Source organism: Spirosoma foliorum (genome assembly GCF_014117325.1).
In the GTDB taxonomy this organism is placed as follows: domain Bacteria; phylum Bacteroidota; class Bacteroidia; order Cytophagales; family Spirosomataceae; genus Spirosoma; species Spirosoma foliorum.
This window is the reverse complement of record NZ_CP059732.1, coordinates 8809064-8824463: the sequence shown is the minus strand read 5'-3', so window position 1 is coordinate 8824463 and position 15400 is coordinate 8809064. Positions and strand designations below refer to the sequence as shown.

Below are 15400 nucleotides of genomic sequence, written 5' to 3'. Positions count from 1 at the left end.
GAAAGCCGAAATTTTCCCAAATGAATAAATACCTGTGTGTAATTGGATTGCTGGTCACGCTGTTGAGTTCGGAAGGTTGCCGACGTCGTCATATGTCGCATTCGACGGGCTCAGCTGTTGTTCCATCGCCTACACCAGACTCCACTATTGCCACTCGGCCTACTGCAACTATTCCTGCCACTACACCCACGGTTGTTCGCCCGGATATTGAGGAAGCACGTACGCGTGTTGCCGAAATTGATTTTCAGTACCTCACGACTAAATCCAAACTTTCGTTCAAAAGTCCTTCGCAGGATATTGATAATGCGAATGTTAGTATACGCGTTCAAAAAGACAGTCTGATCTGGTTATCAGTATCGAAGTTGGGTATCGAAGCGGTTCGGGGACTCATTACACCGGATTCAATCACCATCATTGACAAGATTCACAAGGAGTATACCGTTTATGATTTTCCAACACTGAGCAAACAGTTCAATTTTCAGATGAGCTTTCAGCTGCTACAGGCCTTAATCGTCGGAAATTTACCCTTTCCCAAACGCCCTGCTCAACTAATTAAAAATGAGGGCAATGAGTTGTTATTACGACAAACCGAAGGGCAGGCATTAGTTGAAAATTATATTGGTGAACAGGATCGGAAATTAAAAAAACTGGCCATAACGGAGCAGCCTACCAAAAATACACTTCGGCTGGATTACGAAGATTTTACCGCCCTAACTAACTTTCTGGTTCCATATACGAGCCTTTTAACGCTCGATTATCAGTCGAAAACGGATGGCCAGTCTCGCCAAACCCAGCTTCGTCTAAAACATACTAAAGTTGAACTGGTCTCGACCAGTCCGGGCTTTCCTTTCACTCTTCCGACTAATTACGAGCGTCGACCATAAGTACATTCGTTGGTCCTGAAATCCATGCACCCCACTCCCATATCCACTTGCCGAATCGTTTTCTGGTCAGCTATCAAGTTGATAGCGCTCGGTTTTTTATGGTTTACCGAGCCAGTACAAGCGCAGGTGCAACCGTCAAACTCGATTCCACAAACCCAGCGGAATCGACAGGTTCTGGAAAAAGAAAAAAAGCAGAATCTGGAAAAAATGAGTCAGATTCGAACGATTTTGAAACAAACAGCCACAGAAAAGCAAGCTAGTTTAGGACAACTCAAAGCGCTCGATCAACAGATTCAGACCCAGTCGAAACAGATTAACCTGCTTAATAAGGATCTCCGATTGACCGACGCTGAAATTGCTGAACTACGACAGGCTAGCACGAAGCTCACACTGGATCTGAATAAACTAAAATCGGAGTACGGCTCCATGATTTATGCCGCCGACAAGCGCCGGCAGCAGGTAAATCCATTGGGGTTTCTCTTCGCATCGGATAACTTCAACCAACTCGTTGCCCGTTATCGCTACTTACGCCAATATTCTGATGCCCGCCAAAGCCAGGTGCGACAAATGAACAACGTACAGGTTATGCTACAGGGGAAACAAAAAGCGACCCAGCATAAACGCCTGGAACAGAAAAATACCATTGGCGCTAAGGTAAACGAGACTAAAAAGCTTGAGACATTAAAGGTTGAGAAAAACGATGTAGTTAAAGAATTAAGTAAGAAGGAGTTCGAACTTCAGACTGAACTGGCCGAGAGCCGCCGGGCCATTAACCGACTCGAAGCCATGATTACGCGCATCATTGCTCGCGAAGCCAAAGAACGCGCCGATCGTGAGGCCCGCGAACGAGCAGAGCGAGAGCGGTTGGCCCGAGCTGAAGCCGCCCGTAAAGCTGCAGAACGCAAACGGGCTGAAGATGCCATTGCTGCGGCCGAAAAAGCGGGCGAAAAACCGGCACCAGCCGATGTTGCCAAAGTGGAGCGACCAGCCGAGCCCGAACCTACGGCTAAGAAGCCCGATGAACGACGAGACAATAACCTTAATGATGAGGAAACGGCGCTGGCATCGTCTTTCACGGCATCACGAGCACACCTCCCCTGGCCCGTTACAAAAGGATTTATCTCGGATCATTTTGGCCGAAAACCTCATCCGGTTTTGAAAGGTATATTCGTTGAAAACCAGGGAATTGATATCCAGACAAATGCGGGAGAAAACGTGCGAACCGTTTACGATGGTGTTGTGCAGGACATTACAAATATTCCTGGCATGAACAATGTCGTTGCCATTCAGCATGGCGACTATTTTACGCTTTACGCCAAACTAAAGAGTGTATCGGTCCGTGTGGGCCAACGTGTGAAAGCCCGCGAATCCATTGGAACGGTAGCCACTGATAAAGACGGAGTCTCTGAAATCCAGTTCCAAATCTGGAAGGAGTTTACCAAACTCAACCCCGAATCATGGCTGACACCAAGGTAGACGTTATAAGCTTGTAAAGTTATAGAGTTGTAAAGTTGTAATGCCGTACCTATATCACTTTACAACTCTATAACTTTACGACTTCATAACTTTACAACTGGTCTAATGTCTGTTCATAATCCCGACATCAAGCGCGTTACCACGCATACTATACAGGAACTAAAAAATAAAGGCGAAAAAATTTCGGCCCTCACTGCTTACGATTATTCGATGGCGCGAGTAGTTGATGGAGCTGGCGTTGAACTGATCCTGGTGGGCGACTCAGCCTCGAACGTTATGGCTGGTCATGAGACTACACTACCAATCACACTCGATCAAATGATTTATCACGCCAGTTCGGTGGTGCGTGGAGTGAAACGGGCTTTAGTTGTTGTCGACTTACCGTTTGGCTCGTATCAGGGTAACTCGTCGGTAGCTCTGCAATCGGCCATTCGAATCATGAAAGAGTCAGGTGCTCATGCGGTTAAGATGGAAGGCGGTCTTGAAATCAAGGAATCCATCGTCCGAATCCTGAGCGCGGGTGTTCCTGTAATGGGCCATTTAGGCTTGACCCCTCAATCTATTTACAAATTTGGCACTTATGCCGTACGAGCAAAAGAAGAGGCCGAAGCGGAGAAACTAATGGCCGATGCACATATGCTCGAAGATATTGGCTGCTTTGGTGTAGTGCTCGAAAAAATCCCGGCTGCTCTCACCAAAAAGGTATCGGCAAGCCTGAACATTCCTACCATTGGAATCGGAGCTGGGCCTGATGCCGACGGTCAGATTCTGGTTTTTCACGACTTACTGGGGATAAACAACGAGTTTAAGCCCCGCTTTCTGCGCCGATACGCCGAACTACATACCGTTATGACACAGGCTATTGCTCATTATGTAGATGATGTAAAAGCCAACGACTTTCCGAACGAGAAAGAAGCATATTGAGTTAGAGAATAAATGAATAATGGAAAATGGAAAATGAAGTTCGTCTTTTCATTTTCCATTTTCCATTACACATTATCCATTATGAAGAAGAAACCATACCAGGTCGTTTACGAAGATAACCACCTGCTAATTGTCAATAAAGAACCGGGCATTCTAGTCCAGGGCGATCGAACAGGCGACACCACCTTACTCGATGTTCTGAAGGATTACGTCAAGGAAAAGTACAACAAGCCGGGCGAGGTGTTCCTGGGCTTGGTACATCGGCTCGACCGCCCCGTAAGTGGTTTGGTTGTATTTGCCCGTACATCAAAGGCACTAGAGCGCATGAACGAGATTTTCCGTAAGCGACAGGTTCAGAAAACGTACTGGGCCGTGGTGCGCCATAAGCCGCCTAAAGATGCGGATAAGCTGGTCAATTGGTTGATAAAGGACGAGCAGAAGAATCAGGTTACGGTCTACGATTATGAGGTACCTGGTTCACAGAAAGCCGAATTATCCTACCGGATATTGGGCAAAATCAATGAGCACTATTTGTTGGAAGTAAATCCAATTACGGGTCGACCACACCAAATTCGCTCTCAGTTAGCACACATGGGTTCTCCGATTCGCGGAGATGTCAAGTATGGTTATGACCGAGCTGTGGCCGATAAAAAGATTTACCTGCATGCTCGCCGTCTTTATTTCATTCATCCGGTAAAGCAAGCCGGAGCGCCAGACCGACCCATCATTTGCAAAGCTGGACTACCCAACGATCCGTTTTGGGAGGAATTTCTGGAGCTGGACGATGAAAACTATAAAGACAAGAATATGGACTTCATTTATGAATAGTAGTTCAGGGCTTTGAGCAAAGCCCTAAATTCATTCTATAATTTACGAAACACAAAGAGCCGCATTTTCTGGAAATCAGAAAATGCGGCTCTTTAGTTGGATAAACCCAAAAAATCAGGCTATCCACGGCATATATAGTATACTAAAATCAGGATTCTGTCACCTGCGTTGACGATGCCGGATCTGACGGAGCGATATCCAATATCATTTGCTCCATCACTCGTTCAATCATCTGCACAATTCCACGCAACGCTCCGAAGATGATACACATCGGAAGGATAATGGGCAAGAAAAAAACCCATTGAAAAATCATGTACAAGCGGAAATTTCTCATCGGTTTCCAGTAGTAATTATTAAAGATTAAGGTTACGGTTTTACAAATAAGACAACTTAAAAAGTCAGTGCTTGATACATAATTCTATTCTTATTCAAAATTAACCTTGACTTAATACAAAAACAAGCGTAGTCTCTAAATTTTTGAAACAAAATGTTGACTTTATCTTGCCCTGCTGGTTAATATGTTGTCACTTGTCTAACCTGAATAGATTCTTCTCAATTATAATGCCAAAAAATATTTATGTCCTCCTAAGTTAACTATTTCAAAATTAACATTCCTACTGTATTTAATCTTTTTCGAATACGTCACCTTAAATACTAGCTATCAGGCACTTTGGTTTATGGCTTTAGTTACGCCAGAGGTCTCAATATCGTGGCTCTTCCTTCGTGACGATAAACCATTTTGTATTCGTTAGCTTCTTTCCGATTACTACTAGGCTTATCTACAATTGTACTATTTAACGTGAATAATGGATAGAATCTAAATTTATCAACTGATTGTCAGTCATTTATAGTATTATTTTCTATCATCCCGACGTCAGGAGGGATCTTCGGCAACTGATTATTTACCGAAGATCCCTCCTGACGTCGGGATGACAGAAAACTAGTATAATTCTATTCGTAAATCCTCCATAATTCACGTTATTTAGCAAGCAGGAAATTTCTAGATCAGAACTACCCAAACAAAAAATGTCGTCAGGATGGCTATATTTCAGCCATCCTGACGACATTCATTTACCTTATTTTATCGAGCTTCTATTTCAAAGTCGCCACAGCATCTTTAATCCGTTGGACGGCTTCAACAAGGGATTCATCGGAAGCCGCCGTTGAGATACGCAGGCAATCAGGAGCACCGAAGCCCGAACCGGCAACCGTTGCCACATAGGCGGTATTCAATAACCAGCCAGCAAAATCATCAGAATTTTCGATAGTGGTTGTACCGTCCGATTTGCCGTAGTAATAGCTAATATCAGGGAAAGCGTAGAACGCACCTTCAGGGACGTTCGTGCGGAAATGAGGTACTTCTTTCAGCAATTTCACTACTAAATCACGACGACGATGATAAGCCTTCGCCATCTCCATGGATGGTTCCATAGGACCATTCAAGGCAGCTACAGTTGCTTTCTGTGCAATCGAGTTTGTACCCGACGTTACCTGCCCTTGTAACTTCTCAACACCGTCGGCAATCCATTTCGCAGCGCCAATATAACCAATACGCCAGCCGGTCATGGCATAGCCTTTAGCTACTCCATTCACCGTGATTACACGTTCAGCAATTTCAGGGATTGAGCCTATGCTGAAATGACCTTCTGGCGTGAAGTTGATATATTCATAAATTTCATCAGCCAGTACATGAACGTTTTCATGACGAGCGACAACATCGGCAATAGCCCGCAACTCAGCTTCAGAATAAATTGAACCTGTTGGGTTGTTTGGCGACGCATACATCACAATTTTGGTCCGATCGGTAATGGCGGCTTCAAACTGTTCTGGCGTTACTTTAAAATTATTCTCAAACGATCCGTCGATGACAACGGCCTTTCCTTCGGCCAATTTCACCATTTCGGAATAGCTAACCCAGTAGGGAGAGAAAATGATTACCTCGTCTCCGGGGTTCACAAGCACCTGAATTACGTTGGCGAGCGAGTGTTTAGCACCCGTCGAGACAACGATGTTTTCGGGTTTCCAATCAATATTATTGTCGCGCTTAAACTTATCAGCAATGGCTTTGCGGAGATCAGGATAACCCGCAACAGGCGAATAGCCGTGGAAGCCGTCGTCGATGGCTTTTTTAGCGGCTTCGCAGATGTGTTGGGGCGTTTTAAAATCCGGCTCTCCAACGCTCAGGCTAATTACTTTGTGGCCCTGAGCAGCCAATTCACGGGCTTTTTTGGTCATCGCCAGCGTGGACGATTCCTCCAGCGCGTTGATGCGGTCGGCTAATAAACTCACGGTGTCAAGCGTGGCAGACATAATCGGTGCTATTTTTTTGAGAAAATGATAACAAACTGACCGCAAAGGTACAATGTTTTCAGCCGAAGGGCGAAGTTTTTGGTGAATTAAAAAATATGACCTCACCTTTATCTTCACATTCTTCCAGCAATTCAAGCGTTGTTTTTTTCAGAACTGGATGAACAAACGTGGGTGCAATCTCAGCAAGAGGCACAAGCGTAAACCGTCGCTGATGCAAATACGGATGCGGGATAATTAGTCTGGGCGTTTGCAGAATGAGTTGGTTGTAGTACAGGATATCAATATCAATGACACGGGCACCCCACTTCTCAAGTCGAACGCGCCCCAACTCCTGCTCAATTACCTGCGTCTGGTTTAAAACCGCTTCAGGTGTCAAAACCGTCTCAACAACCAATACCTGATTTAAATAAGCTGGCTGATCCGCCACCCCCCAAGGCGCTGTTTCATACAAACCCGACTGCTTTACAATAGACCCAACGCGCTCGACGATCAGATCAACAGCTCGCTGTAAGATTGTCGTACGATCGCCAAGGTTAGCACCAAGAAGAAGGATGATCATGATGTAGGATGTAGGCTGTATGATATAGGCTGTCATTCACACATCCTATATCATACAGCCTACATCAATTAATAATCTTTAATTGGCTTGATTCCGTAGTACGTTTTAATTTCCTCCTCGCTGGGTGCTTTGGCTGGCCGAACAATCCGGAAACCAACAAACGAAGCCGAGGTTAACCACCAGTCCGATTTTGGGCTTTGTGGATCAAGTACTTTCCAGGCAGGAGCCGAAGGCGTACGAGCCGCCGAACGTAATACTTCGGGTTCATCATCCCAGGAACCACCTCGTACAGAATTCGGGTAGAGTGTTGTTGTGGGAGCAAATGGTTCTTTCACTTTGCCGCTAGCCACTTGCTTGTAATAATCCTCAATGTACTGATCCTTCGTCCATTCCATTACGTTGCCATGCATGTCGTACAGCCCAAACGAGTTCGGCTTTTTTGTACCAACTTTCTTGTATCCGCCACCACTATTGCCTGCAAATACAGCATAGTCGCCTAATTGCTTCACATCATTTCCGAACGAATAGGCCAGCGTCGCGTTCTTATCATTTCCCCGGCAAGCGTATTCCCACTCGGCTTCGGTAGGTAACCGATAGAAAACGCCTGTTTTGGCATAAAGCCAGGCGCAGAATTTAATGGCAGCATACTGGGTCATGTTGATGGCTGGGTAACCCGCCCGGCCCATACCAAATGACATGTCTACATAAGGTGGACTAGGCCGGGTAGTAGCATCGGTTTTGGCAAGGTTCGCATCTGTTGCGGTATATTTTGCGGCCATCTCTTTCTCCATGTTCGTGAAGGCAAACAGGTCGTAAAAATCCCAGGTGATTTCGTATTTACCCATATAAAAGGGCTCGATCGTTACACTATGTATAGGCTCCTCATCAGGCTTATGCCCTTTTTCACTGGGGGCACTACCCATCAGAAATTTACCTCCGGGAATAGCCACCATCGCGTAGGTCTGGTTTGTGCCCGGAATGGTTTGGGTGTACGATTTAATAGGCGTTGAGGTCTGGGCGATAGCACTAACGATGGCTCCAGTCGTTAGTAAGGTTGTTATCAGGAGATATTTCAGGCGCATTGTTTGTTAGGAATATAGAAACAGCAATCGATGGTAAAAGTACGAACGATTTTCTTTGTTGTACCTTTGTGCTTTTAAACCTATTAGGTTTTCAAAACCGTGTGGGTTATTCAGACTTATGAACTATCTCTCAGCCGAAAATTTAACGAAGTCCTACGGCGACCGTACATTATTCAAAAACCTCACATTTGGTGTCAATCGGGGCGATAAAGTCGCGATTGTTGGAGCCAATGGCTCAGGTAAAACCACCTTACTGTCTATTCTGGCCGGGGCCATGCCACCCGATGCAGGCATTGTCAGCCATCGGAAAGACATTACGATTGGCTACCTCGACCAGCAGCCTGATTTGAACGATTCCTTAAGTGTGATGGATGTTGTTCTGGCGGGCGAAAGTGCGCAGCTCGAAGCGGTTCGGGCTTATGAACACGCCCTGGCCATTGACGACCATGCTGCTCTCGAAAAGGCTATGATCGACATGGAAAAACTAGAAGCCTGGGATTACGAATCCCAAATTCGGCAGATTCTGGGTGAGCTGGGTATCCAGAATGTAGATCAACTGGCGGGTTCGTTGTCGGGTGGTCAGCGGAAACGGGTTGCTCTGGCGCGGGTGCTTATCCAAAATCCTGATTTGCTGATTCTTGACGAGCCGACCAACCACCTCGATCTTGAAGCGATTGAATACCTCGAAAACTTCCTGAATACCAATAATGGTACGTTGCTGATGGTCTCCCACGATCGGTATTTTCTGGATCGGGTCTGTAATCAGATTGCCGAATTGGACAATGGACAGATATATTCTTACAAGGGGAATTACGCTTATTTCCTCGAGAAAAAAGAAGAACGTGAACTGGCGGCAGCGTCTGAGTTAGCTAAAGATCGCAACACGTTTCGGCGAGAGTTGGAATGGATGCGTCGCCAACCCAAAGCGCGGGGAACAAAAGCGCAATACCGGATTGATGCCTTTGAAGATTTGAAAGACAAAACAAGTGGCAAACGTAACGACGGCGAACTGGACCTGAACTTGCGAATGACCCGGCTAGGCAGCAAAATTCTGGAAGTTGAAAACCTGAGCAAACGATTTGGCGATAAAGTCCTGCTCGATCATTTCAACTACACCTTTAAACGGCCCGACCGAGTGGGATTGATTGGCAAAAACGGCATGGGTAAAACCACGCTGATGAATATGCTAACCGGTCAGCTTCGCCCCGATTCGGGTAAGATTACGACGGGCGGCACCGTAAAGTTTGGTTATTACACGCAAACAGAGCTTGATTTACCCGAAAACCAACGCGTAATTGATGTGGTGCAGGACGTGGCCGAAGTTATGAAATTGGCTAACGGCGACACTGTTACAGCAACGCAACTACTCAGCCGGTTTCTGTTTGATCGTTCCAAACAGTATGATTATGTAGCGAAACTGAGCGGGGGCGAAAAACGACGATTACAGTTGCTGCTGGTGCTGGTTCAAAACCCAAACTTCCTGATTCTGGATGAGCCAACCAACGACCTCGACATCATGACGCTGAATGTACTCGAGGACTTTCTGCTTAATTTTTCGGGTTGTGTACTCATTGTAACCCACGATCGGTACTTCATGGATCGGCTGGTAGAGCACGTTTTTGTGCTGGAAGGCGAAGGGAAAGTCCGCGATTTTCCGGGCAACTACACCGACTACCGCGACTGGCGAGATTCCGGGCCGCGTTCGGCGCAGCCCAAAAAATCGACTTCACAAATTGATAAACCAGCAACCCCGGCTCCCAAGAACCAAACGCCTGAACCTATAGTTTCATCGGCAGCGAGTACGGTAAATGGTGCGAAGAAAAAGCTTTCATTCAAAGAAATCCGCGAATACGAAACGCTCGAAAAAGAAATTGAATCGTTGGAGCAACGCAAAATCGAAGTTGTGGATCTGCTTAATTCAGGTGGACCGCATGAGCAATTAATCGCCTGGTCGCGTGAAATTGAGCAAATCGAGCACAGTATCGCTGAAAAATCGGACCGTTGGCTTGAGCTGGCGGAGCATATTTAATTTTGAATGATTGAGTGATTGAATAGTTACCACAGAGGTTATTCAATCATTCAATCACCGCGCGGGCGGCCCCGTCTATCATTAATCATGAACCAGATTATCGACTTTTTCCAGTACCTGCTTAATTCCGAAGAAATCATTCGGACGGGCGGCCTGGTGTTGATTACCCTCATCATTTTTGTTGAGAACGGAATTTTCTTCGGTTTCTTCCTGCCGGGCGATTATCTGCTGTTTTTATCGGGCGTCTTTGCGGGTACAAAACTGTTGAATGTACCGCTTTGGTTATTATTGAGCTGCATTTTTGGCGCGGCTGTATTAGGCTCGGCAACGGGTTATCTAACGGGCTATTATTTTGGCGCACGCATCAAAAATCGCCCCGACTCACTGTTTTTTAAACAGAAATACATCGATAATACGCGAGACGCCTTTTTACGATATGGTAATAGTGCTCTGATTATCTCACGCTTTTTACCCATTGTCCGCACATTTGCCCCGTTGCTGGCTGGTCTTATTCATATGCCAGCGCCATTTTTCATGTTGTACAATGTCATTGGTGGGGCTATCTGGGTATTAACGTTGGTAGGTGGAGGGTTCTATTTCGGCGAGAAGTTCCCCTGGATTGTCGATTACGTTCAGTACATTATCCTGTTCTTCCTGGCCATCACGACCTTCACGGTTATCAAAGGCTATCTGAACGCACGGAAGCAAAAACCTGCCGAGAAAGTCAGCGAATAATAATCAACAAAGCTTCTTTCCGTTCTCCCTATTGCTGAGCGAGACCGGAAAGATAACCTATGAAGGTTGATTAGCTTTGACCTTAGAGCAGTAAGTCTCATTATTGGACATTTCCAAACCCTCTAATAACATGCCCCTGCGTTGTCAGAACACAAGGGCTGGATCGAACTCTATCCTGGGTATAAAAAACCCATTTTTTACCTCCATCAGAGGCATCAAATGCATACAGGCCATTATCGGTGCTACCCACATAAACCACTCCATTGGCAACCGTAGGACTGGAAAAAACAGCACCCCCTACATTAGTTGACCAGGCTGTCGTGCCTTTTTGTACATCTACCGCATAAAGGTTTCCATCCATACTCCCAACATATACCATGTTGTTAGCTACGGTAGGGCTGGAAAAAATAGGGCTCTTGGTAGCATAGCGCCAGAGGAGTTTCCCTGTTTGTTCATCCAGGGCGTATAACTGATCATCATAACATCCAAAATATACCCGACCATTGGCTACAGTCGGGCTACCTACAATTGCTGCTGAAGCCCGAAAAGACCATTTCGACTTGCCGTTTGCAGCTCCCAGCGCGTACAGAATGGTATCGTTGCTGCCTATAAAAACAACCCCGTTTGACACAACAGGTACAGTCTGAATATTATTATCGGTGATAAAGGACCACAGTCGGCTACCACTGATAGCATCATAGGCGATTAGAGTTTCTGATTCAGCCATAAATAAGCTCGTTCCATCTTTAACCACCGAAGACCCTGGTTCTGAACCACCTCGAAACGTTCCCCAGATAGGGTTTCCTGTTTTGGCATCATATGCATATACGTCTTGCCCTCTGAGGTAAATTCGTCCGTCAGCCGCAATGGGGCTCGTCGCCATACTATACTGGGTAGCTACACTCCATTGCAGGTTTCCTCGTTGGACATCAACGGCAAAAAAACGACCCAGGTCACTACCAGCGTACACCCAACCGTCGAACACGATGGGGCTGGACGAAACATCACCATTGGTAGCAAAAGCCCATTTTTTTTGGCCCGTCTGGGCATCGATAGCGTACAGATGGGCATCATCACTACCCACAAAGACCAGCGCATTCGTATCTGGAGAAGGTGTACTCTCACTAGAGCAAGCCACCAATAAACATGTACAAAGAAAAAGAACTAGGCAGTAACTGAAAGAAAAATAGTGGTTCATCAAATAAGAATAGAGATTACGATTTTAAATCATTTCTCACTTTGACGAACTAGGGACGGCATGGTATCAAAATAATTGCAGCAGTGACATTACTTTGCTACTATACAAACTTGATCTAGTGGCTTTTACGACTTCTCAATCCACACAGTTTTCACGTTTACAAACTCTTTGATGCCAACTTCCGAGAGTTCGCGCCCGAAACCGGATGTCTTGATGCCACCAAACGGAACCCGCGCATCGGAACGCATTAGGCCATTCACAAACACAGACCCGGCCTGAATTTGACGTACCAGTCGGTCAGCCTTGTCCAGATCCTGCGTCCATAGTGCAGAACCAAGTCCAAAATTAGATTGATTGGCTAGCCGAATGGCATCGGCTTCATCTTTGGCTTCGATCAAAACGGCTAATGGCCCAAATGTTTCTTCGTCGAAAGCCGCCATACCAGGTTTTACTTTATCCAACAGGATTGGGGCAACGTTGCAGCCAGATCGCTGGAAACCGGTCCCCTTTCCACCAGCTACTAATTTGGCGCCTTTAGCGATAGATTCACGAGCTTGTCGCTCAATATCGTCGGCCAGATTAAGACGCGCCATTGGTCCCATAGTCGTAGTTTCATCAGTCGGATCGCCTTGTTTGATCTTGCTGATTTGATTTATCACCAGTTCTGTAAACTGCTTTTTCACCGATTTTTCAATAATAAATCGTTTCGCAGCAATACAGCTCTGTCCGGCGTTTTGCATTCGGGATTTCACGGCTATTTCGGCCGCCTTTTCCAGATCGGCATCGGCCAATACGATTAGCGCATCGGAACCGCCCAATTCCAGTACTGATTTTTTGATCTGACTACCCGCAATACTCGCCACCGACGCTCCTGCCCGTTCGCTACCAGTGAGCGTAACGGCTTTCACCCGCCGATCTTTCAAAATGCCTTCAATTGCCGATGAGTCGACTAGAAGTGAGCTAAATACGCCCTCGGGCAAACCAGACTCCCGAAAGATTTCTTCAATGGCCAGCGCAGAACCAAACACGTTGGATGCGTGCTTGAGTAAGCCGACATTTCCCGCAATAAGGCCCGGAATCGCAAACCGCATAACCTGCCAGAAAGGGAAATTCCAGGGCATAATGGCCAGTACCGGCCCCAGCGGCTGATACGTTATAAAACTATGTTTGGCGTCGGTTTCAATAGATTGGTCCGCCAGAAAGGCTTCGGCATGATCAGCATAATAGGTACAGGTAGCCGCGCATTTCTCAACTTCAGCAACAGCCTCTTTGAGCGTTTTGCCCATTTCGGCCGTCATCAGTTCGGCATAGCGCTGCTTGTGCATAGACAGATAGACACCTACTTTACGAAGATAGTCCGTACGCTCCCGAATAGACAAAGCCGACCAGTCGGCAAAGGCCCGGTCGGCTTGTTTCAGTTTACGCTCAATAGTTTGAGAGCTATCAGCGCGATAGGTTTTCAGCTTCTGCTGATTATAGGGGTTGATGGAGGAAAACATTAGCTATATAGGATGTATGATGTAGGGTATATGATATAGTTAATAAGTATATCATATACCCTACATCATACATCCTATATCCCTTTATTGTTCTTCGCTTTCTAATTTATTGGTTAATTCAACCAGGGTATCAAGCACCAGTTCCATCCGGTCGTGGCCAACGATCACATCAAATTTATCGCGAGCCTCTTCCATACATCCTTTAAGACTTATGAATAACTCCTTCCCTCGATCATTCAGAAAAATAATGTTCGACCGAGAGTCAGTCGGATTTTTCTGAATATAGATATATCCTTCGCTTTCGAGCAAGCCAACAATTTTACTCATCATTTGCTTCGTAACGCAGGCACGTTTTGCTAACTCATTATTTGTTGTCCCTCCCTCTTCAATGTTCGAGAGAAACATCAAATAACTCATTTTGAAATCTTTATATCCAAGTGCGTGCAGTTTAGGCTCAATAAGGTTACTCGTATATCGTTTGAGCCGCCAGAATAAGCGACCTAGAGATCGCTCCCGAATGACCCGATATTGGTCAAAATCAAAGGAATTTTTGTCTGTTTCCACGAACATATTGGCAAAATGAAAAACGCTGAACCATTTAAGGCCAAAAGATATTACAAATATAGTCAACCTACTTGACTTCATAGTCAACCTGGTTTACTTTTGTCCCACATTAGTCAAACAGTTTCGACTATAGAATAGGTTCTTTACCAACAGGACTTGCCTAAAACCAAATAAAAAATGGCAACCACAACACAGCAAATGGCAACCACAGAAGAGAAAAGCGGCCTCAGCGCATATTTACCCCGCATTATTATTGGACTAGTAGTACTTGTAGGTGGTTATTTCGGCTATCAGGCGTTCCGCCACAGCCAGCAGTACGAAACAACAGACAACGCCCAAATTGAAGGAAACTCAGCGCCAGTACTCGCTCGGGTAGCGGGTTACGTAACCTCGGTGAATGTTGACGATTACGCCACGGTAAAACAAGGCCAACAACTCGTAACCATCGATCCTCAGGAATACGATGTGGCCCTGGCACAAGCTGAAGCCGATTATCAGCAGTCATTGGCCGACCTTGAAAATGCCCGTGCCGACCTGCAAAATGCGCAGGCAACTTCGCGCAACGTAGTCCAAAACGCGCGTGTAGCTCAATCGAACGCCCAGGTACAGGCTATTCGACGCAACAAAGCCCAACAGGATTTGCAACGCGATCAGAATCTATACAAAGAACAATCGCTGACCAAAAAGCAACTGGAAGACTCGCAGAATAACGTAGAAGTACAATCGGGACAGTACAACGCGAATATTGAGCAGGTCAATCTGGCTAAAACATCGGAAAGCGTAGCACAGGCTGGTATTGCTAAAGCGCAAGCCAACATTCAGAAAATCCAGGCGGTCTTGAAAGTGAAACAGGCAGCTATCGACAACGCCAAACTGAAAGTCGGCTATGCTCGGCTTGCCGCTCCAATTGCCGGTAAGATTGGTCGTAAAAACGTAGTCGTTGGTCAATATGTACAACCTGGCCAGAACCTGTTCACGATCGTTGCCGATTCGACCTTCTGGGTAGTTGCCAACTTCAAAGAAACGCAGCTGGAGAAAATGCAGCTTGGTCAGGAAGTTGACATCAAACTGGATGCGTATCCTGACCTCGACATCAAAGGTCGCGTATCGTCTTTGTCGGATGCTACCGGAGCCCGGTTTGCGCTACTACCTGCCGATAACGCATCTGGGAACTTCGTAAAAATCACGCAACGGGTACCGGTGAAAATCGAAATCCTCAATCCAGAGAAATACAAAAATCAACTGCGGGCCGGTCTGAGCGTAGACGCCGAAGTGCGCGTAGCTAAGTAATGAATAATGTAAAATGAATAAT

14 protein-coding genes are annotated in these 15400 nt (G+C 46.0%); 7 read left to right on the top strand and 7 right to left on the bottom strand.

The genetic code is table 11. From position 1 onward, the window contains the following. Positions 1 to 20: 20 nt before the first annotated feature. The 4 genes from lolB1 to H3H32_RS36895 all read left to right on the top strand — a co-directional run bounded on the left by lolB1 (position 21) and on the right by H3H32_RS36895 (position 4112). Entirely contained in the window at positions 21 to 884 is an 864-nt protein-coding gene (gene lolB1, locus H3H32_RS36910; protein WP_182460656.1) for a lipoprotein insertase outer membrane protein LolB1, read from the top strand. Between the two features lie 24 nt (positions 885 to 908). Beyond that, a complete protein-coding gene (locus H3H32_RS36905) occupies positions 909 to 2360 on the top strand; it encodes a murein hydrolase activator EnvC family protein (RefSeq protein ID WP_182460655.1) in 1452 nt (483 codons plus the stop codon). Between the two features lie 105 nt (positions 2361 to 2465). Then, entirely contained in the window at positions 2466 to 3284 is an 819-nt protein-coding gene (panB, locus tag H3H32_RS36900; protein ID WP_182460654.1) for a 3-methyl-2-oxobutanoate hydroxymethyltransferase, read from the top strand. Between the two features lie 81 nt (positions 3285 to 3365). Further along, positions 3366 to 4112 carry an RluA family pseudouridine synthase gene (locus tag H3H32_RS36895; protein WP_182460653.1) on the top strand — a complete coding sequence of 249 codons (747 nt, stop codon included), beginning with the start codon at positions 3366 to 3368 and terminating at the stop codon, positions 4110 to 4112. 148 nt (positions 4113 to 4260) lie between these two features. Here the strand turns inward: H3H32_RS36895 and H3H32_RS36890 are convergent, their stop codons facing one another. From H3H32_RS36890 to H3H32_RS36875, 4 genes are all read right to left on the bottom strand, one after another. Then, positions 4261 to 4446 (bottom strand): hypothetical protein, encoded by a 186-nt coding sequence (locus H3H32_RS36890; protein WP_182464606.1) that lies wholly within the window; start codon positions 4444 to 4446, stop codon positions 4261 to 4263. Between the two features lie 758 nt (positions 4447 to 5204). Further along, a complete protein-coding gene (locus H3H32_RS36885) occupies positions 5205 to 6422 on the bottom strand; it encodes a pyridoxal phosphate-dependent aminotransferase (protein WP_182460652.1) in 1218 nt (405 codons plus the stop codon). A gap of 58 nt (positions 6423 to 6480) precedes the next feature. Then, complete coding sequence (folK, locus tag H3H32_RS36880; RefSeq protein WP_240543604.1) at positions 6481 to 6981, bottom strand: 2-amino-4-hydroxy-6-hydroxymethyldihydropteridine diphosphokinase; 501 nt, start codon at positions 6979 to 6981, stop codon at positions 6481 to 6483. Between the two features lie 68 nt (positions 6982 to 7049). Further along, the gene (locus H3H32_RS36875; protein WP_182460650.1) at positions 7050 to 8063 is read right to left on the bottom strand and encodes a formylglycine-generating enzyme family protein; all 1014 of its coding nucleotides are present in this window, start codon (positions 8061 to 8063) and stop codon (positions 7050 to 7052) included. A gap of 118 nt (positions 8064 to 8181) precedes the next feature. Here H3H32_RS36875 and H3H32_RS36870 point away from each other — a divergent pair, with 118 nt between their 5' ends. Together H3H32_RS36870 and H3H32_RS36865 are read left to right on the top strand one after the other, a co-directional pair. Continuing rightward, the gene (locus H3H32_RS36870; protein ID WP_182460649.1) at positions 8182 to 10092 is read left to right on the top strand and encodes an ABC-F family ATP-binding cassette domain-containing protein; all 1911 of its coding nucleotides are present in this window, start codon (positions 8182 to 8184) and stop codon (positions 10090 to 10092) included. A gap of 87 nt (positions 10093 to 10179) precedes the next feature. Next, entirely contained in the window at positions 10180 to 10827 is a 648-nt protein-coding gene (locus tag H3H32_RS36865; RefSeq protein ID WP_182460648.1) for a DedA family protein, read from the top strand. A 100-nt stretch (positions 10828 to 10927) separates the two neighbouring features. On the opposite strand, the gene H3H32_RS36860 is transcribed toward H3H32_RS36865, so the two are convergent. The 3 genes from H3H32_RS36860 to H3H32_RS36850 form a co-directional block, all read right to left on the bottom strand. Then, on the bottom strand, positions 10928 to 11965 hold the full coding sequence (locus H3H32_RS36860) for an outer membrane protein assembly factor BamB family protein (protein WP_182460647.1): 1038 nt from the start codon (positions 11963 to 11965) through the stop codon (positions 10928 to 10930). Between the two features lie 185 nt (positions 11966 to 12150). Further along, complete coding sequence (locus tag H3H32_RS36855; RefSeq protein ID WP_182460646.1) at positions 12151 to 13524, bottom strand: NAD-dependent succinate-semialdehyde dehydrogenase; 1374 nt, start codon at positions 13522 to 13524, stop codon at positions 12151 to 12153. An 84-nt stretch (positions 13525 to 13608) separates the two neighbouring features. Next, complete coding sequence (locus H3H32_RS36850) at positions 13609 to 14094, bottom strand: MarR family winged helix-turn-helix transcriptional regulator (protein WP_182460645.1); 486 nt, start codon at positions 14092 to 14094, stop codon at positions 13609 to 13611. A gap of 171 nt (positions 14095 to 14265) precedes the next feature. Here H3H32_RS36850 and H3H32_RS36845 point away from each other — a divergent pair, with 171 nt between their 5' ends. Further along, complete coding sequence (locus H3H32_RS36845; RefSeq protein WP_182460644.1) at positions 14266 to 15378, top strand: HlyD family secretion protein; 1113 nt, start codon at positions 14266 to 14268, stop codon at positions 15376 to 15378. The last annotated feature ends 22 nt before the right edge of the window (positions 15379 to 15400 follow it).